Source organism: Aliivibrio sp. EL58, assembly GCF_900312675.1.
Lineage (GTDB): Bacteria > Pseudomonadota > Gammaproteobacteria > Enterobacterales > Vibrionaceae > Aliivibrio.
Map to the genome: position 1 here is coordinate 649,175 of NZ_OMPC01000001.1, position 20,427 is coordinate 669,601.

General features: G+C 38.2%; 17 protein-coding genes. 4 read left to right on the forward strand and 13 right to left on the reverse strand.

Annotated features, from left to right (window positions below; genetic code table 11):
* Positions 1–6 precede the first annotated feature (6 nt).
* Complete coding sequence (locus tag ED622_RS02755; RefSeq protein ID WP_122032429.1) at positions 7–741, forward strand: nucleoside/nucleotide kinase family protein; 735 nt, start codon at positions 7–9, stop codon at positions 739–741.
* Positions 742–750: 9 nt separating this feature from the next.
* Positions 751–1,497, forward strand: coding sequence for a phosphatase (locus tag ED622_RS02760; RefSeq protein WP_122032430.1), 747 nt, complete (start codon positions 751–753; stop codon positions 1,495–1,497).
* 88 nt (positions 1,498–1,585) lie between these two features.
* On the opposite strand, the gene ED622_RS02765 is transcribed toward ED622_RS02760, so the two are convergent.
* The 5 genes from ED622_RS02765 to ED622_RS02785 all read right to left on the reverse strand — a co-directional run bounded on the left by ED622_RS02765 (position 1,586) and on the right by ED622_RS02785 (position 6,459).
* Positions 1,586–2,794: an MFS transporter gene (locus ED622_RS02765; RefSeq protein WP_122032431.1), complete on the reverse strand. Its 1,209-nt coding sequence runs from the start codon at positions 2,792–2,794 to the stop codon at positions 1,586–1,588.
* 9 nt (positions 2,795–2,803) lie between these two features.
* Positions 2,804–2,986 (reverse strand): hypothetical protein, encoded by a 183-nt coding sequence (locus tag ED622_RS02770; protein WP_122032432.1) that lies wholly within the window; start codon positions 2,984–2,986, stop codon positions 2,804–2,806.
* A 131-nt stretch (positions 2,987–3,117) separates the two neighbouring features.
* Positions 3,118–3,582 (reverse strand): hypothetical protein, encoded by a 465-nt coding sequence (locus ED622_RS02775; RefSeq protein ID WP_122032433.1) that lies wholly within the window; start codon positions 3,580–3,582, stop codon positions 3,118–3,120.
* Positions 3,583–3,700: 118 nt separating this feature from the next.
* Positions 3,701–5,821, reverse strand: a complete 2,121-nt coding sequence (locus tag ED622_RS02780; protein WP_122032434.1) for a diguanylate cyclase — start codon at positions 5,819–5,821, stop codon at positions 3,701–3,703.
* A gap of 101 nt (positions 5,822–5,922) precedes the next feature.
* Positions 5,923–6,459, reverse strand: coding sequence for a DUF924 family protein (locus ED622_RS02785; RefSeq protein WP_122032435.1), 537 nt, complete (start codon positions 6,457–6,459; stop codon positions 5,923–5,925).
* A 115-nt stretch (positions 6,460–6,574) separates the two neighbouring features.
* Here ED622_RS02785 and ED622_RS02790 point away from each other — a divergent pair, with 115 nt between their 5' ends.
* Together ED622_RS02790 and ED622_RS02795 are read left to right on the forward strand one after the other, a co-directional pair.
* A complete protein-coding gene (locus ED622_RS02790; protein ID WP_122032436.1) occupies positions 6,575–7,108 on the forward strand; it encodes a heme NO-binding domain-containing protein in 534 nt (177 codons plus the stop codon).
* A 19-nt stretch (positions 7,109–7,127) separates the two neighbouring features.
* Positions 7,128–8,861 (forward strand): ATP-binding protein, encoded by a 1,734-nt coding sequence (locus ED622_RS02795; RefSeq protein ID WP_122032437.1) that lies wholly within the window; start codon positions 7,128–7,130, stop codon positions 8,859–8,861.
* A 60-nt stretch (positions 8,862–8,921) separates the two neighbouring features.
* Here ED622_RS02795 and ED622_RS02800 read toward each other — a convergent pair whose 3' ends face one another.
* The 8 genes from ED622_RS02800 to ggt form a co-directional block, all read right to left on the reverse strand.
* Positions 8,922–10,391, reverse strand: a complete 1,470-nt coding sequence (locus ED622_RS02800; protein ID WP_122032438.1) for a peptide MFS transporter — start codon at positions 10,389–10,391, stop codon at positions 8,922–8,924.
* Positions 10,392–10,655: 264 nt separating this feature from the next.
* A complete protein-coding gene (locus tag ED622_RS02805) occupies positions 10,656–11,576 on the reverse strand; it encodes a M14 family metallocarboxypeptidase (RefSeq protein ID WP_122032439.1) in 921 nt (306 codons plus the stop codon).
* Positions 11,577–11,612: 36 nt separating this feature from the next.
* A complete protein-coding gene (locus ED622_RS02810) occupies positions 11,613–16,016 on the reverse strand; it encodes a DUF6701 domain-containing protein (RefSeq protein WP_254052576.1) in 4,404 nt (1,467 codons plus the stop codon).
* Entirely contained in the window at positions 16,013–16,432 is a 420-nt protein-coding gene (locus tag ED622_RS02815) for an MSHA biogenesis protein MshP (protein WP_122032440.1), read from the reverse strand. The genes ED622_RS02810 and ED622_RS02815 overlap by 4 nt, the downstream gene beginning before the upstream one ends.
* Positions 16,404–17,234, reverse strand: coding sequence for a PilW family protein (locus ED622_RS02820; RefSeq protein WP_122032441.1), 831 nt, complete (start codon positions 17,232–17,234; stop codon positions 16,404–16,406). Before ED622_RS02820 ends, ED622_RS02815 begins: the two co-directional genes overlap by 29 nt.
* Positions 17,234–17,782, reverse strand: a complete 549-nt coding sequence (locus ED622_RS02825) for a type II secretion system protein (protein ID WP_122032442.1) — start codon at positions 17,780–17,782, stop codon at positions 17,234–17,236. Before ED622_RS02825 ends, ED622_RS02820 begins: the two co-directional genes overlap by 1 nt.
* Positions 17,772–18,299 carry a Tfp pilus assembly protein FimT/FimU gene (locus ED622_RS02830; RefSeq protein ID WP_122032443.1) on the reverse strand — a complete coding sequence of 176 codons (528 nt, stop codon included), beginning with the start codon at positions 18,297–18,299 and terminating at the stop codon, positions 17,772–17,774. The genes ED622_RS02825 and ED622_RS02830 overlap by 11 nt, the downstream gene beginning before the upstream one ends.
* 360 nt (positions 18,300–18,659) lie before the next feature.
* On the reverse strand, positions 18,660–20,414 hold the full coding sequence (gene ggt, locus ED622_RS02835) for a gamma-glutamyltransferase (protein ID WP_122032444.1): 1,755 nt from the start codon (positions 20,412–20,414) through the stop codon (positions 18,660–18,662).
* Positions 20,415–20,427: the final 13 nt, after the last annotated feature.

Consider the following 20,427-nt stretch of genomic DNA (forward strand, 5'->3'; position numbering starts at 1 on the left):
TTCGTAATGAAAGTGAATTTAAACGTTAGTGGTTTTGATACAAAAGCATTTTTCCCAGATAAAGACATTACTAAGATTCATAAACCGTTAGTCGAAAAATTTACCCGTTTGTACCAAGAGCAAGAAGAGCGAGTCATTATTTTTCTCTGTGCGCCTCCGGGTAGTGGTAAGTCAACGTTAGCTGCATTCTGGGAGCACTTATCTCATCAACTTCCAAATGTAGAACCATTACAAGTGTTGCCTTTTGATGGCTTTCATTACACCAATGAAATCTTAGAAAGCAATACCGCACAACGAAATGGTGAAACGGTTTCATTAAGAAGTATTAAAGGTGGATTTGAAACCTTTAACTTAACCGACTTGATCAGTAAGTTGAAAAGGTTAAAAACTCAATCGCCAAAGTGGCCATATTATGATCGTAACTTGCATGATCCGGTTGATGATGCGATTCAAGTTGAACAGAATATTGTGGTGGTAGAGGGCAATTGGTTATTGCTCAATGAGCCCGTTTGGTGTGATTTACATAAGCTTGCTGACTTTACTGTGTTTATTGATACTGATCCGAATTTCTTAAAGGACAGGTTAGTTAATCGCAAAATACGAGGTGGAGTATCAGAAGAAGAGGCTTTAGCTTTTTACGAGGATTCAGACGCGGTAAATGTAGAGAAAGTATTAACGCATTCAGTTAAAGCGAATTTAAATTTGTATATGCATCAAAATGGATCGTTTGAAATTCAGTAGGAGAGCATCATGAATATCGTTGTAGACACTCATACCCATACTCTTGCGAGTGGTCATGCTTATAGTACGATCATTGAAAATGCACACTCTGCGCAGAACAAGGGGCTAAAACTTCTTTGCACCACTGATCATGCCCCAGAAATGCCGGGTGCCCCCCATTACTGGTATTTCAATAATCAGAGAATTTTGCCCCGCTTTCTTCATCACGTCGGTATTCTTCGTGGTGTTGAGGCGAATATATTAAATGTGAAAGGTGAAATAGACCTCCCACTCTCGTCAGATCAACACCTCGATTGGGTTATTGCTAGCTTTCATGAGCCTGTATTTGCTCCAGCGAGTGAAGCTGAACATACGGCTGCTTTGATTAATGTGATTAAAAGTGGGCGTATTGATGTGCTTGGTCATACAGGAAACCCTAATTATCCATTTGATATTGAACGAGTGCTACAGTGTGCAAAAGAGTATAATGTTGCGATAGAGGTAAATAATACGTCGCTAACAGGGAAAAGCCGTAAAGGAAGTGATGTTCGTTGCGATAAAATTGTAGAAATAGGCAAAGAGATTGGTGTGTATTTTACAACAGGCTCTGATGCTCATTTTTGTGAGGAAATAGCACGGTTAGATCTTGCGATAACATTGCTCGAAAAATACGAGATTACGGAAGACAAAATCATTACAACGTCGACGCCTCGCTTTCTTAACTTTCTTTTATTAAGAGGAAAGTCAGCGATTCCAGAGTTTGAAAGCCTGTATTAATAGATCAGTCTAACAGGCAACAAAAAGCCGATACATATACCCACATGGGTAGTATCGGCTTTATTGTTAGTGTTGTCTAAAAACGTATTTATGCGGTTTGTAATTTCAGCCTTTGTATTGGCTTATCATTAATTGGTAAGTGAATTAATGCTGCACAGAAAGCAAGAACAACCGTAGACCACCAAATTGGTTCGTATGAGCCATAGTAATCATAAATACGACCGCCAGCCCAAGCGCCTAAAAAGCTACCAACCTGATGAGTAAAGAAAACTAAACCATACAGAGTTGATAAATAACGAGCGCCGAAGATCTGACGAACCAAACCAGAGGTTAATGGCACTGTCCCTAACCAACAGAAACCAATTGCACCACCAAAAATAGCCGCTGTGTGTTCAGTAACTGGTAGCGTTACAAATGCACCAATCACAATAGTACGAACAAAATACAGTGCAGACATTACGTGTCGCTTACTGTACTTATCGCCCATCACACCCCAGAAGTATGAACCGAAGATATTAAAAATACCGACATAAGCCAATGCCATTGCCGCACTTGAAGCAGGGAGATCTTTATCGGCTAAGTAACTAGGTAGATGCGTAGCAATGAACATCACGTGAAAACCACATACAAAAAAGCCTGCGTGGATTAACCAGTAACTTTTGTTAGCAAATGCTTCTTTTAGCGCTTCAGTTAATGTTTGTGTATTTTCTTCTTCTGTTTGTTTTTCTGATGGATTTGCTGTTTTCATAAACAGAGCAAAGGTAATAATAAGCGTACATAGCATAGCGAATATTTGTAATGCAAACTGCCAGTTAAAATTATGCATTAAGGTTTGAGCGCCAGGAATGACCGCAAACATACCAAAAGAGCCAGCAGCCGTTGTTAAGCCAAACGCTTTTGCTGCGTGTTCAGCAGGAACGACTTTAGCGACGGCCCCTAAAATAATTACATAACTGGTGGCACTTAAACCAAAGCCAACTAGCGCGCCAAGAGATAAATACAACATGCTTGGCTCAGTCGCCACCGATGTGAGAGCAAGCCCTAAAGCATAAGCGACAGCGCCTAACATGATAATGCGCTTAGAGCCCCACTTATCTGATGCCATGCCAACAAATGGCTGGAAAATACCAAATAATAGGTTTTGTAGTGCAATAGCAAAGCTAAAAAATTCACGTCCAGTTTGGAAATGGTCTGAAATTGGCATCATAAAAATGCCGAATGATTGTCTGATCCCTAGACTGATAATTAAAATCCCGATCCCAAGCCATACTAGTGGTGGAAAGCGAAAAATACTCATAATGTGCTCTTAATGGTGGTGATGAGAATGGTGGTGGTTATCGTCTTGACCTGTTTGCTGATGACACCCACTATTTACTGCTTGTTGAGCTAATAAATTCAACAAAGCAGGTGAGTTATGAACGGCAATAAGGGATAAAACTAATAACACATTCATTCTGACCAATTGAGCGAAAATGGATTGTGAAAACATGCTGCGCTCTTAGGGTTAAAAATAAGAGCGCGCATAGTAGGGAAAGGGGGACTATGAAGCAAATGACTATTTTTCAGTGAGTCTATGATTTTTATGCATATATTGATTTAGATTAAGAATAAATAACGTTGTTAGTCTGTAATTTCACCAACAATGACATCTTCAACTTTGCTATTTAAAAATAGATTACGTTTAATTATAGGATCGACAGCGGCTAGTGCAGCAGAAGAGCCTGCCCAATGGTCAGTATGAGCAGCAAGTTCAACATAAGCAACGTTGTTTTTAATTCTAAAGTGGGTGACTTGACCTGCACTTTTATAGTTCGGTAGTAAGATTTCTTTTGCACTTCGTTCAGCAAGTTCTTTAAAAGAGGTTTTATGGATACACTGGCTCACAAATGTCATTGAGTTAAGTGGGCTCTCTCCTCCTATTTGAGAAAATTCAGCCATAGCATGACGGTAATCTGGAATATCCTTTGGCAATGATAATAAGAATTCATTATTACTACACTGGACTGTATTTTGCTCTACATTACTATCTAATTGGCAACCACCAAGAAGAGTCAGTAATGAAAATAATGGAAGTACTGGCTTCATAAAAAGAGGCTCTATCTATCGTTACTATTATTAATAATTATGAAGACTAGTGTATAACGTAGAAGACAAATATGGTGTCTTTATTTTGATAAATGTTGAAACAGAAGTATTTATCATATTAGATCAATAAGTAATTATTACGTCCCGCTTTTTTTACTTTATAGAGTTGTTTATCGGCAATCTGGCTAAGTTGGCTAAAGCTTTCAATTGATGAGGCTTGGTTTAATTGTGCATTAATACCGCCAATCGATAAACTTAAGCGATCAGAATAGCGTGACTTTGGGTTCTGTACATTAGCTTGATGTAAAGAATCTCGTAAGCTGCGTATTTTTGTTTCTACTGCATCTGAGGTCTGATCGAAAGAGATGATCAAAAACTCATCACCCCCATAACGGAATAAATAATCATTACTGTCGCTGAATGCATTTTTCATTAATTGACTGATAACTTTAAGGATATTATCACCTGCAATATGGCCATACGTATCGTTATAGGTTTTATAGTCATCTAAATCCAACATCAAAACAGCAATATTGGTGTTTTCTTTTAGTGCTTGATCGACTAATTTTGGTGTAATTTTATCTAGTTGATAACGGTTGTATAACCCCGTTAATGGCTCTGTTGTAGAGAGTTGCTCTAATGCTTTATTGGCATCTTCTAATCGTTGTCTTTGTTTTTGATTTTCTAATGATACCGCGATAAAACTGGCTAAATGCTCTATCAGATGACGATGGTGTTCATGGTATTGATTTGCATTATGATGTTGAACAGATAACAAACCAAGTACGTCGTCTTTTAAAATAATAGGCGTCAGAATAATAGAATGCACCGCAGGGCTATTTTTACGCACAACCATGTCATTTTTTTTACGCTGTTCGTTATCAACAAAGGGAGCGAGAGCATCATCTGTCACGGTATTTAGATGTACAGTAGCACGATTTTTAATAACGTAAGTACCAACGGTTTTATGCTGTTGACAGTTAATTGTTAGAAGAGGTACTAGGCCATTTGTATCAACAAAATAGCGATAATCAAGATCATGAGTTTCTTTATCATATAAGGCAATACCGAACTCGAAAGTTGGTAAGATAGTGTTTATTTTAGCCAATATTTCTGTAAGTGATGCAGTTAAATCTGGTGTTGTTGCTATATATTGACCAATTTCGGTAATCGCTCCCATGTGCTCTTGCATGTCGCTTAATACTTGCTGTTGCTGGTTGTCTTCAATCACATCTACATTTTTTATGAGCGCTTTATTTTGCTGTTGTTTTAATGCGTCTAATGTCTTTTCTGCTTTTTGGATATGCAGTTTTTGATGGGCAATTAATTGAGGCCACTGTTGTTGTTTTTCAATCAGGTTTGCTTGCACATTGGCATATACACTATAAAACCCATAATTATTAGCGGATTGTAGTTTCTTTTCTATTTGTTTACACAGTAATAAAGCATCATCGTTGTGGTTAATGCTTTCTAAGTATTGAGCGAAAAAGATACAGTTTTCTAATTGGTTATGCTTATCGTGAATATCAGTGTAGAGAGCTTCTGCTTTTTTAAAATACTCAATGACAAGCTCTTGTGAGGCATTAGGTTGTTTAGCCAATATCTGAGCTAAATAACCATAAGAAAGAGCCATAATACGACTAGAATGGTTCTTTTTGGCGATATTTTTTGCTCTATGGATAATGCTTATGGCTTTTTTAAACTGCGATAAGTGCCCGTAGGCATAACCAATATTAAGTAGTGAGATGGCTTTGTTCTGTAAATTATTTGAATTTTTAGCGGCAGTGACACCTTGTTTTGCATACTCAATAGCTTGTTCATATTGATCTAAACATAAATACATATCGCTGATATTACAGTAAATCAGAGAACGAATATTATCATCAAGTAGATGTATGTTTTCTAAAACTTCTTTATACAGAATATAAGCGGTTGTGTAGTTTTCAGCGTCAATATAAATGGATGCTAATAATGCATTTATATAAATACGAAGTGGCAGTTCATCATCAATTAAAGATGATAAACAGAGGTTATAAGCAACAACTGCCGATTTAAGTTTATCTTCTCGATCAAATGTATAGGCGTTGAGAAAGAGTTCAATAGATTTAGGGCAAGGGTAATTATTTTCTTGGCAGATAAGATCCACCTTGGACTTAATCTGTTCCAGTCCATCTAACCCTGGGTAGTTTTGAACCCTAGTAACGATTCCCATTAATTGAGAATAAACCTTATCACTCATGCTGCATCCTCAGATATTGATGCCGTATCTTAGCGGTATCAATATCTGATATCAAACAGTATCGCTATCTGTTTGTTAGTTTAATGGGAGATAATTCTATTTTAAAAAGAAGATCCTGGTTGAGTTAAAAATTCAATCTCTTCAGGTGTACTTTCTCTATTTAAAATGGTATTTCGGTGTGGATAACGACCAAACTTATCAATGATGATTTTATGTTTTACTTCAAATTCGTAGTTGCCTTCGCGGCCTAATGATTTAAATAATGTTAGGGCTTCTTCATGAATTAGCTGAGATTCACTGTGCATAAAAGGCATATATAGAAAGCTACGTTGCTCTTCTGATAAAGATTGGTCAGCCTTAAGTGAGATGGCTTCTTGGGCCAGAGCTAAGGCAAGGGCATCTTGTGCAAAGGCTTTTGGAGTGTTGCGATAGACGTTACGAGAGAATTGGTCTAATACAATAATTTCAGCTAAACGTCCCAATGGCTCTGCACGCCATGTAAATAGCTCTGCTTGTGAGGCTTGTTCAAGTACTGAAAGAAAGCGAAGTTTTATGTTGTTATCAACGTCATCACTACTGACAAACCAATCTTTAGGCTCTAATTCTTCAAACCAAAATTTAATTATTTCTTGATACATATAGACTTCCTTCATATTTTTATTCATCCGAGTATAGATGATAAAGATAAAACCTACCTTATCTAGTTATTACTTCCTACACTTAGAGAGATGTTATCGAGAAATAGGATGAAATATGAAAGGGATTATTTTTTCAGAGTTTTTAGAGTTAGTTGAAGATACTTTTGGTTTAGAAGTTTGTCAGAAAATGCTGGACGATAGTAATGATGAAGGTGCTTATACCTCTGTGGGCACTTATGATCATAAAGACTTAGTGAAGCTGATTATCTCGTTAAGTAAATTAACGAATATCAGCATTGAAGATTTACAACAGGTGTATGGAAAATCTGTCTTTCTTACTCTCTACAAAAGTATGCCAAGTTTAGAAGGAAAATCGTCGAATACCTTTGATTTTATTAAGCAGGTAGAAAGTTATATTCATCTTGAAGTTAAAAAATTGTCTGCAGAAGCTAGCCCTCCAGAGTTTATTTTTATTTCGAATACTGAATCTGAAATGGTGATGGACTATATTTCGGCACGTTGTTTTTCTAATGTTTGTTTTGGCCTAATCCAAGGGTGCGCAGAGTACTTCAATGAAAATATAGATATTCAAATGCAGGCGATACAACAAGATGGTTCTCAAGTTCGTTTTACTTTATTGAAAGTATAATTTCATTAAGGGGGTAAAGATGGATAGCGAGAAAATGATTGAGCTACTGAATAAAAAAATTCAGCGAGAGAAACAAGCTCGAAAAGCAGCTGAAACATTACTTGAAAAGAAAAGTAATGAGTTATATTACGCCAAGAAATTGGTAGAAGAAAGCTTGCTGATAGTTCAAAAACAGTCTGAAAATGATGTCGCTTTATTGAAGTTTAAAAATGATCTTGATGCTATATTGCTAGAGTATAGCCAACGATTATTGCAAGAGAAATTAGTCAAAGGGCTGTTAACTAAACTCCTCGAAGATTTGCTTAATCTTGAGTTAATACAAGCTATCCACCTTTCTTCAAATGTCGCTACACAAGAGCAAGATATTAGTGTTTTTAGATTAGATAATGGCATGTTATTTAGTGATTTATCTCTCTCTGAACACTCTCTTAATTGGAACTCAGATCATACTCAATTAGTTGTTTTTCTTCATCATGAGGATCTGCGCTGTGGTTCCTTGCATTTTATTTTCACTCGAATTCCTAACTCTACTTGGTATGACACGATTGAAAAGCAATTTAGTTTATTTTCTGAGATGATCAGTTCTGCTTTTGAAAGACAGAAACTATTAGAAGATACGCTTAAAGAGAAACAAAGAGCGGAAAAATCAGAACGAGCAACTCGTGATTTTGTTGCTATGATCAATCATGAATTACGAACGCCTCTCAATGGATTATTAGGCTCTGCTGAGTTGATGGAAGATACAGTCATTACGTCATATCAACAAACCTTGCTCAACACCATACATCAGTCAGGGGAGATGCTTCGGGTTATTATTAATGACTTACTTGATTTCAGTAAAATGAGTGCAGGAATGCTAGACCTTAAAGTGGATAGCTTTGAACCTAATCGATTAATATCGACCGTTCAGCAAATTTTTACGCAACAAATTGAAGAAAAAAGATTGGCTTTTGACGTTAATGTGACAGATAACATACCCGATTTATTGCAAGGTGATGTAGATAGAATTCAACAAATTATCGTCAATTTAATTGGTAATTCAATTAAGTTTACTAAAGAAGGCACGATAGTATTCTCAGTATCTTGGATTGATAAAAATCTACAAATAATCGTTTCAGATACTGGGTGTGGAATTCCTAAAGATAAGCAAGCAAGCTTATTTGATCCTTTTACACAGGTAGATAATTCGAGCCAGAGACAGTTTGAAGGTACTGGTCTTGGTTTATCTATTTGTCAGTTTTTGGTTTCAGTTATGCATGGGGAGATTTCTCTCTCAAGCCAAGAGGGTATAGGTTCTAGTTTTACCGTTTTAATTCCACTCAAGGAACCTTCAATTCAGCAAGGTGATAATGATAATGAGGTGGACTTTCCTTTTCCGGTTGAACAATTATCTATTTTGGCGGTAGAAGATATTAAGATGAATCAAATAATCTTAAAAATGATGCTAGCTAAAATAGGGGTTATTCCAGAATTTGCAGATAATGGTCTACAGGCAATTGATTTCCTTAGTGAAAATGAAGTTGATATCATACTAATGGATTGCAGAATGCCGATCATGGATGGGTTTGAAGCAACAAAAGAGCTTAGAAAATCCGGTTATCGTAAACCGATTATTGCATTGACCGCTGGGACTACGACAATGGAAGTTGAACAATGTATTACAGTAGGAATGGATGATATTTTGAATAAGCCCTATAAGTCGGAAGAGCTTCAAAGGATGTTGCAGCGATGGGGGCATAATTGTCGAACTTAAAAAGCCTTACTTTATCGATAAATAAAGTAAGGCTTTGATCTTAAAATTATAATTTCTTGGTTATGCTTCTTGTTCTTTTAGAGCCGCAGCATGCTTGCTACTTTCAAGCATCTTACGAATAATGAATGAAGCAATAAAAGCAACAGCAACCATAACAACAGCAAGTACAGTCAGTAGTTGGAAGTAATCGCCATAAACCGTTTGTACGAACTCTTGAGTGATGACTTGGCCTTTCTCTTGAGCGATTGAGGTTGAGAATACCGCACCAACAATACCACTTAATGCCATCGCAACAGAGAACAGACTTACTGAGAAGCCTTCAATATGTTTTGGAGCCACAGATAAGATGAATGCAACGACCAAGCTACCTACAATAACTTCTGCAAATGCTTGGAAGAAGTGAATAAGTAGGAATACTTCTGGACGAATGATTACATTTTCACCAATACTCATCACTGCCATGGTTAAAATACCAAATGCAATAGCTGTTAGGATAAAGGCAAAGCCAATCTTCGTTGCTGTTGAAAAGTGAATATCACGTTTCTCAAGAGCCGAGAATATCATTGCAATTACAGGGCCTGCGATAATACACCATAATGGATTCATCGCCATTGATGCTTCTGGTGCGATAGGAATAAGGTTGAATAGATTACCACGCATAGTATTGATAGTTACCATGGTCATCGATGTCATCATTTGACCGTAGTACACAAAGAAAGCAGTAGTCAATGCCGTTACGATAAGGATCGTCCCCATTTTCAGTGCGTCGGATTTCTCAGATTTAATCATTAGAAGTACGAAATAACCAATCGCTGCAAGTCCAATCGCATAAACAATGTTTTGACCGATATCCATGTTTGAGAACATGAAGAATACAAGTCCAATCATGGCGGCAGAGGTGACTAGAAATGCAATCCAGTTTTTAGTGCTTACTGGTTGCTGATCAATATCTGCACCAACTGTTAATAATGATTTACGGAAAATCACTAATGTTGCTAATGCAAAGAAGGCAAGGATTGCAGATAACATAAAGCTTCCGTGGAAGCCTAACACAAGAACAAACATAGGGAATAAGTATTGCCCTAATAATGCACCAACGTTGTTAACAGAGTAGTTTACAGGGTAACAGTTTTCAAAATGTTCTTGAGTATCAAAGGTACGCTTGTAAAGGCTTGGGTAAGAAGGTGACATTAAGCCACGTCCATAACTTGCTAATGCGATACCACATAATGCCATTGGAACATTGGCGGTGTATGAGCCTAGAACAAGTAAAGCGTAACCCACAGAGAAACCAAGATAACTAATGGTTAATGAGCGGTAAGCGCCTAAAAATTTATCGGCAATAAAACCACCAGCAATAGCAAATAGAGGGCCAATTGATGAAAAGGCCCCGACTACCATCATGGTATCAGCTTCGCTGTAGTTAAGTTCTTCAAGGAAAAATCGAGTTAATATAACCATTACGCCATAAAATGATAAGCCAAACATCATTTGGCAAAACATCATGGACTTATTTAGTTTGTTCCACATAAGGGTTCTCTTTTAGATAATTACTCTAGGTATTTTACCATTAAAAGAATGTAACAAAGTACGGATTTATCAAGGAGGCATTGTGGAAATATTGTAACCAAGGGTATGTTTTAGCAGTATATTTTATTCGTTATTAATAATTCTATATATTACACTTTTGGTGGTTAGAAAGTGTTCAATATGTTGATGGGAAATAGATGAATCATTCAAAGTGTAAACTTTTTGACTAGAATCATCTATTTCGCAAATAGAACGGAGTGTGTATTATTTTTGAGCTAATAAGTACTCTACACCACCAACAATAGCTGCAACTTGAGCATCATTACACTCTTGCGCAGTGACTTTATCGCTATCAGGGTAGACTTCAGTTGTTGATACAAAATCAGCATCGGTTAGACCTGCACATAGGCCTAGTTTTTTAGTCGGATATTCAATAACACCTTCTTGCACGACATCAGATCCAATAATTTGGTTATTTTCATCAGGTGGGGCAATGTGCGTAACAGTACGAACTGAATCAATGATTGCTGTTTGAAATGCCGTAGCTGGCTTTTCGGTATCGCCCACAGTATAGAAACCATCAGGAATATAACCTTCGATATATTCTAAGCCATCGCGTGCGGCTAATGCAGGACGAAATTCTGTCTCATCACTGTCTGTCGTTTCATGCAGATCGATATGGGCAAAAATAGGTGTTTCAAGTGATGCTACTAATGCCATTAATCCTGCTGACTCTTCAGCAGGGCTATCTGCATAAAAAGAACGGTTTGGATCGGTCGCTGTTGGGTTCCAACGATTAATCACTTCATAACCCCACGGGCTAACACAAGGGGCAACAACAATATTAAACCATTGGCTATAGTGCTCAGCTTTTGTGTCTACAAATTGCAATGCACCGTGAACGCCTGAAGTTTCATAGCCATGAACACCACCACTGATTAGTAGTGTCGGTTTGGCATTATCCCATTGGCGAGTTTTAATACACAATAATGGAAAGCGCGTTTCGTCATACGATAGCGCACCATATTGAGAGACATCGAAGCGATCAGAAAGCGCATGAATTTTAGTTGCTACTTCTTCTTGGTAAGAGCGCTTTACTGTCATGCTTGCAAGCCAAGCCGCTTTTTCTGCTTCGCCCCAAGGTTTGCCTTTTGTTCCAATTGGGTAGCTGTAATCGTCTTTCATGATGCTTCCTTATTAATTATGGCTATCTGTATGAACTTAGTTGGTTTGTTCATGACTCCATATAATACGATCACTTCCGCGATAAATCCCAAAATGAATGGTCGCTTTAATGAAATCCTCAAAAGAATCATTATTATCTTGGTCTTGTTGCAGCCAAGGTAGGTTAACTAATGACAAGGTAGGAATGACCTGCCCTTGATTTCCATTTCCAGGGGCAGTGAAATTCATGCTTGTTAATCCATTACTCATATCGGTACTGGTTAAACTCGCTTTCGTTGTTCCTTTTCCTACAGGAAGGGCATTCGGATCGGTACCTACATCAAAGCGAAAATTAGACAAGCTAAATATTGTACAAGAATCACTGTTACGTATGAAACGACCACCCACGTAAGATTCAGTCTCAATTCTTGATTGAAGATCATTTAACTCTGAGCCATAGGCATCTTCCATTGTGATTCGGCCCCACTCTTGCTGGTGCTCTGGTGTAGCAGGGAAATTATACTCAAGGCAGTTTCCTGTCGCGTTAGTTTTGTAGCAAACCTTATCTTGGTCTTTCGTATCTTCAGCACTAAGCGTTAAAGTGATAGTGTCATTCGTTGGCGATATAGGATCAAATGGTTTGTTATAACGCAATTTGGCATTTTGCAGCTGTACTTTATTTTGTAGAGGTAATTTATCTACGCTACCTGATGTTGCAAATCCATCTCTACGACCAAGGATAGAAAGTGAGTCACTGTCTATTACTGCAATGTCGGAAGGTGAAGCCGAATAGGTTCTAAAATCCCATTTATTGTTATAGCGCCACCATGGACCAATATTATAGTTTTGTAGTTGACCACCAGTGTAGGACAGCGGTGTTAACTCTAATGTTGGTAAGGTATCAAACTCGAACGTTTGGCCCATGTACGTAAAATCACCACAGGCATCTTTTATTGTTGGTTGCACCGCAGATAAGTCAAAATAAGCGGGGGTAAATCGACCAATTGAGCCGGTATTGGCGGCTTTAATTTGGAACGCATTGCTACCTAAATAGCCAGCAGGTGGTGTTACTGAAATATCGAAAACACCGACTTCACTGATACTTTGCTTAAACGTATTTGTGCTGCCTTGTTTTGCCGCATGATTATAAGTATTAATTAATAAGTTACCTGTATTGCCTCCAATTTTTTGAGAAGGGGCGACGAGAGTATGATCTAGTATTAAATTATCTTGAGCATAGTTCGGTGTTACCAGATTATTAGCTAGATCAGAATCGTTATCCTTTTCCCAAGCGTGAGCCTTAATGATTAAGTTAAACTCTTCACCAGCGCGAGCAAAAATGGAGCAATTCGTGTCTTCTGATTGACAAAGACTGTTAGAACTTGAATTGTTTTTATCGCTTACTGACGCACTTAAGCCAACTGGAAAACTGACAAATTGATCACTGCCTTCAATGTCTTGATTATACGATTTTGTGTATCTAGCATTGAGTTGCAGTTGTCCCGCATCGGCGTAATTTACGGTAATTTGTGCTTCATTGTTGGCAAAATTTAACGCAAAGGTTGTTGGAGATGCTTCTTGTTTCCCTATCTCATTCCATGAATTATTAACGAGTCCATATAAGCTTGGTGAGCCAATAATATTTGTTTTACTTGGTGAAATATAATCAGACCATAATTGAATGTTTTTTGTACCAGTAAATGTACTACCGCAGCCTTTAATGGTTGCTGTAACGGGTTTATTGGCAAATTTATCAGGGACAACAACTGTTAACCCCTCCGATTTAAAATTGAGAGTACAGTTTTGACTACTTAATGAATCGCCATTGATACTACATAAAGTGTTACTGAAGGGTTTTGTTGAAGGAGATGAGCTATCAACGTTTAGTCCTACATTCCCTTGAGTCGGTTTACCTATGGATAGATTCGCAATACCATTTCTCATTGTTATGTTGTTGCCGTTAAGCCAATAACCATCAGTCCCTAAGTTACTGGTATTAAGTGTGACATCAATCTCATCAGTAAATAAGCTTGAACAAGAGGCATCAGCACACGCTCGTAATGTTACGTTAGATACATCACAAGTAGAGCCTTGCCCTGAGTGGTCAAACTCAAAATGATCAATTTGTTCACCAATAGGCTTTGAATACAAAGCACACATTTTGAAATTATCAATTTCATGGGTGTTATACAGCTGGCCAGTAGAACCGGTTAATGACATGATGAAATTTTCAGGAATATCATCTTGATTGTATTGAGAGCTTAAGACATTGATTGGGCCAATGATTTTGCTAAAGCGAGGAGTACTTCCTTTATTCTCAACACTACGTTCAACCGTTACATTAGCGGTATTATGACTTCTTGAATCTATGGTAATACGATAGCGATGAGTTTTGCTATTACCGTTATTTCCATCAATATTGGGGCTGACTTTATTACCGCTAATGTAATTATATCCGGAGTATTGTTGGCCTGAACCTCTGAGCACAACAGATTGATTGGTAGAGTAAGAGTTGTGGTTTTTTGAACCGCCTTCTTTAGAGTAGTTACCATATTCATCAAGACCAATACCAAGCCAACCACCCGCAAAACCAGGCTTTGTTGCTTCTGAATTTCTCTTAAATCCATAGCCTAAAGGCCCACCAAATGCACCAGCTTGAGGAGTTATTTCGGCATCAGAAAATACAATGGCAAGACCATCAGCACCATTACCTCCATACGCCATATAATCGAATTCAACTTCAATTTTGTTACCAAGAGCAGGGTATAAATACTGATAAGAAGATGCTGTTGATTGTGCTCGTTGTGCTTGAGTTAACTGCAAGCGGCCATTAATTATTTTAGGTATAAAATTACCGCTACTAGAGCTGGTCACCCAGTTACTGTCTAAGCTGCCATTATTGAAATTATCTTCATAACAGGTAGGTAAAACCACATCAGGGCAGGGATGACGTTGTTCATATAACTGTTCAATTTGGTCGTCTGATAAGGCTTGATCAAATACGTTGACTTCATCAATTAAGCCATTAAAAGTACGAGTTAAATCATAATCATTACCTACTTGCAGCGGTTGATTGTTTTCTTTTAAGTATTTGAGAGGGTTAACTGATTCTGACTTAGATATCACTTCAACGCCATCAATAAAAATAGTCGCTTTTTTTGTGTTGTGTGCATTATAGCGAATTGCCACATGTGACCATTGATTCTTTGGGATACTCTCTCTAGTCGTTAGGTTCATTGGGTAGTTTGTATTTTTTAATTCCCAATACCAATTGATTTGACCGTATGAATTTAAATGAAATTCATAATTACCATTTTTAGAGACAATAGTATTAAGGCGATTGCTAGAAGGGTATGAGCTAGGGTTTATCCATGCACTGACCGTAATAGTATCTTCATTAGAGAGTTTGCTATTATTAGGAACTTCAATATATTGTTGCTGTGATTTATTAAACGCGCCATAGCCACAAGTTCCCATCTTGGCTAAATCGATAGGCAGAGCAGGGTTGTCCTTTTGAGGAGCAGGATTATTTATAGCTGTACCGTTATAGCTGTTACCAGAGCTATCTTTGACTTCGCCAATAGAGCCGTTCCACGAGTCTTCATCTAAGCGAAGAGATAATGCCGCAGTTGGAAGGGTTGGAGGAGGGGTTAGTGTTTTATTTATATAGGTATCACCTTCCATAAATAAACTTCGGCTAGAAGCTCGACCATCAATATGAGACTGGTTGTTTAATGTGAGTTTATCATTCGCATAAACATAGCCTTCGATATAGCTATTATCATGGAGGGAAATATCATCATAGCCAACAACGAAAAGTGAGCCACTTCCTGTTTTCGTTATTTTTGCATCGTTGTTTAATTCAATATCATTTTTTACAAATAAACGTGCATTGCCTGTCACGTTAATATGCGCAAACCCGAACATATTTAAACTTTCGATCCAGTAATCGCCAGAACTTAAAGTGACTTGAGTACTTTCTAATGTCAGAGTTTTGATCAGTTGTTCTTGGCTATTATGACCTAAATAACCATCACATGACCCACGTAAGGTGATATTGGAGTATTTTTTCTTATCAAAGTAGGAAGTACCAGAATCGCAGGTATTTGATCTGTGAGAATTGTTATTAATAAACGACCCCAAGTTAAGTGTTGGAGTATTTCTTCCTGTAATTGAACATTGATGATAACCCCCTTTTCCATCGTCACAGCTATCATCTGGTAATTCGTATTGGTTGATACTTGAACAAAAATCCAAACTACGACCTTGTGTACCTTCGATTTTTGCATCGTTGTACATGGTCAGTTGTTTTGGACTAGAGCATTGCATCGAATGCCCTTGTGCAATACCCTGAAAGTAAGTATTTGGATTAATTGTTGGAAAAGCGGATGCATTCAGGGGCATCAAACATAAGCTGAAAACTGAAATAATAAGTGAGCGAGAGAAAAGTGTAGCCATCATTGACGAATTCCTACTTCAATAACACGTTGTAATGTGGTGGTGCCAAATTGACATCGGGCTGTACTAACCAATTGATTTACTGTAATTCCTGAATCTAAAATTCCAATACGCTTACACTCTACAGTGGCAGTACATTGAGATAGCCCTGTACCAGAAAACGTATAAGGTGAGTTTATATTTGCGCATCTGTCGGTAGTCTCTGTTGCATAAAACTCACTTAAACTCAGCTGTATTCCTGACTGCGCCGCCATATTAGTGCGAGTCCCCATAATAGATGTCACGATATGATGACTCATTTTTTGTTGATTTTTAGTCGCCATTAGCGCGAGAAAACCAACAACGATAATGACAAAAATAGTAAGGATAAGCGCAGAGCCATTATTACGACTACGGCGTGTTTGCGATAAGGACATCATGATCCAACCTCACTTCTTCATTGTTATCATTAAAGACAAACTGCAGCTTAACTAAACCATTACGTACAAGAGAGGCGTGCTCTACATCAAATTGTACACTTTTGATTTTTTCAGCCATTAAGTCACGATCTCCTACGCTTAATTCTGCAGGGGAAAGCTCACTACGAGACAGCGGATAATTCGCATAACGATATAGTTGGCTCCCCTCTAAGCAATAAGCCACTGGGGTTTTATAGGCGAATAAACGATGTGCAGGGGAGTTTGCTTTAAAGCTTGTCTCTTGAGTAAAGGGAAGTACAACCATGGTTGATTGTGATGTGTTTGTCTCAAGCAATGGAATAAAATCCACATCTTGTTTTACTTCTGCAATTGTTGTGGGCTCTATCTTTATGGTATCTAAAGGTGAAATGTCCTTTAATAGGGCATCTGCATTCATCGGCATGATCACGATACGCTCTGCTTTAGTGAACCCATGTTCAGGTAATACTCTCATCGTCTCTGCCGATTCTGGTGCTAATGGTAATGCCTCATAGACAGCAGTATTAGTGATTGGTAACCACTCAATACAGTGGGTAGATGCGTTAACTTGTACACTGTTTGGTACGGCATCACGAATTTCTTTGTGCATATGTTCAGTAACAAAACGACCTTGAAGTAGCAGTTCTTCACGGGTGGTGGTATCGGTATAAATTGTCATACTGTGCTGAATAATGGCACTGAGCGAAACTCCGACAACCCCTAATAAAACAATAGAGATAACCATCTCGATTAAGGTAAAACCTTGCTGTTTTTTAAATAGCATTAGAAGTTTCCTCGAAAGACAGAGAAAGGATAGTGTTGGCCACTAGGGTCAATAACATCAACAACAATGCGCTTTCGGTTTCCGCTTACGGTATCGGCAATTCCATCTAGATTTGTATCATAAAAAACGGTGATAGAAATTGAAAAATTAGGATACACAGACCCTAAGTTATCGCCTAATACATCCTGAATATTGCCAGAGAGTCCATCAAAATCATCGACATCGTTGTAGAGAGTTCGTGTTGTTTTATCTTCGTTAGCTTCTTCATCTGGTCCTAATTTGTCAGGAGTTGTACAAAAAGGTTTTTTGGTCGGTTCACATACAGGCAAACCCCCATTAGGCCCACTGTTTTGGTCAAATTGGCGACCTAATATCTCATCCATCACAGCAGCACCAAGTTCAGCCGCTTTTGTTGAGTAGATTAATTCTACGTTTTGCTGCGATTTAGGTACTAAGGCGGTTGTTACGGTAAGTAATGCAAAACTCATTAATATAATAGACAACACAATGGAGATTAAACTGAATCCACGCTGATGCTTAACAGGCATGAATATACCCCTCTTTTTCAATGCAGATTTTTTGTTGTGATTGGCCAAAAATAGTAATTTCACACTTATCTGTTTTACATTGTTCGATACGACCCATGCCATCAAAATCTAGTGCATAAGGAAAGGCCAAATTGATAAGGGTATTATTTGCGATTAAAGAGAAATATGCATTTTGGTTAGCTAATATCGCGACATAACTTATATCTTCGTTTTCAAGATAAACATCTCTTTTTTGAGTACTAGGAAAGACTGATGAACAATCGTTAGATAGTTTATCTAAGCTCACTTGTTGTGCTCTATGCTCATCAATTAACCATCGATTACATTGCCCATTTCTGTGCATGGCGCGAGTTTGAGTTAAACGCAAAGAGCGCAGCAGTTCCGTTTGTAATGTGTGCGCAGAAATACTGCTAATTCCTGAGAAATAGCTGCTCGCGCTGAGGGAGAGAATTGAGAGCAAAACAATAACAGCAATTAGCTCAATCAAAGTGAATCCAGAGGTATGATTTCTAGTCATTTTTTCGTTACAAAATGTAAGTCATATAGGAGTTGTGTAGTGTACGGAAGAAAGTTTTTAATAGAAGTGAAATAAGGTCTATTAACGTAATTATTTTGCTTTTTTCATGTTTGTAAAGCGTTAAATTATTTGCATTTATAGTATTTATTTTGCGATTCAATTCAAATAATTAATGTCAATGAAAAATACTCGCTTTTTATAAACTGTCAATCGATATTTATGAAGTAAAAAGCACACCTTAGATTGATCCGTCTGTGGCTGGGGCATGAAGTGTGAAAGCGGTGTTTAAGTGACATTGATTAAATACAAAAATGGCAACAATGAGATCATCATTATTGCCATAAATAAACGGATACTAGTTTATTGCGAAATCACTTTACCTTCACGGCGAGGATCGGCGGCCCCCACAAGAGAATTTCCTTGCAGTTTAATCGCTTGAACCCCTGAGTTTAATTCCTTAACTTGAACTTTAAATCCTAGCTTTTCTAACTTAGGGACCCATGCTTCAGCGGTGGTGTCTTTTTCTATTTCAAATGCCCCAAAGCGATTATTCATGTTAGGCAAATCAATGGCTTGCTGTAGGTCTAAACTCCAATCTAGATGAGCAACCAATGTTTTTACTACGTATCCGATAATTTGGCTACCACCGGGAGATCCAATTGCCATATACGGTTTATTGTCTTTCATTACGATAGTGGGTGCCATGGATGAACGTGGACGTTTACCCGGTTCGATGCGATTGGCAATAGGAACACCATCGACATGACTTCTAAAAGAGAAATCAGTTAATTCGTTATTCAGTAAGAACCCGCCAACCATTAAGCGAGAGCCAAAGCCATTTTCTATTGTGGTGGTAATTGAAACCACATTACGGTCTTTATCGACAATCGAAAAGTGACTGGTAGAGGGTAATTCAATCGCTTCATCTAATGCGTAATTGTTGGCATGAGACCACGGTGGAGAGCCCGCAGAAGTTTCAGCTAATGCATTCTTTCCTTTTAGTAGTTCAGCACGTTTTTCTAAATACGTTTTATCTAATAAGCCTTGAGTTGGCATTGGAACATAATCACTGTCTGCCATGTATTTACCGCGATCAGCAAAGGCTAGGCGAGAAGCATCCCCTAATAATCTCCAACTTTGTACATTGTCTTTACCCATATCTGAAATTGGGTAATGGCTGAGTACCCCCATAATTTGTCCAAGTGCCAATGCTCCTGAACTTGGTGGCCCCATACCACAAATTGCGTATTGGCGATAAGGTGCGCAGACGGGTTCACGCTCTTTTACTTGATAAGCCGTAAAATCAATGAGGTTAAGTACCCCAGGATTTGAGGTCTCATTTCTTACTGTGTTCACAATATCTTGTGCCATTTTTCCTTGATAAAAAGCGACTGCGCCTTGCTCAGAAATAACCTGCAGTGTTTTTGCATAATCTGGATTTTTAAGCTTCTGACCAGCTTTTATTGGTGAACCGTCTTGGTTAAAGAAGTAGGCTTTAGCGGCAGGAGAGCGTTGTAGAAACTCTTGGTCATTATCAACCAATTTTGCTAAACGAGGACTTACGGTGAATCCATTAGTTGCAAGATCAATGGCTGGTTCAAATAGGGTTTTCCAATCCAGTTTGCCTAGTTTTTGATGAGTATCCCACATCAATTTTACTGTGCCAGGAGTACCAACAGATCGCCCTCCGACTACGGCATCATAAAACTTAAGAGGTTGGCCTTTGTCATCTTGAAATAATTGAGGTGTCACTTCTAATGGTGCCGTTTCCCTTCCATCAAAAGTAGTAAGCTCTTGCTGTTTTGCATTCCAATAGACAAGAAATGCACCGCCCCCAATACCTGATGACTGAGGCTCTACTAGCCCAAGCACCAATTGCGTAGCAACCATGGCATCAATCGCATTACCGCCTTTGCGTAGCATCTCAGCCCCCGCTTCACTGGCATAAGGGTTTGCGGAGGCGATCATCCACTCTTTTCCTTCAACGAGGTTTTGCTTGGTTAAGCCCGTTGCGGCTTCAGGGGCAACATTGTCTGCCGTTTGAGCTGCAAATGATATTGGCGTAATAAGAGAGGTTGAAACTAGTAACGCAAGAGTTGATGCTTTCCACTGCATAGATATTCCTTAA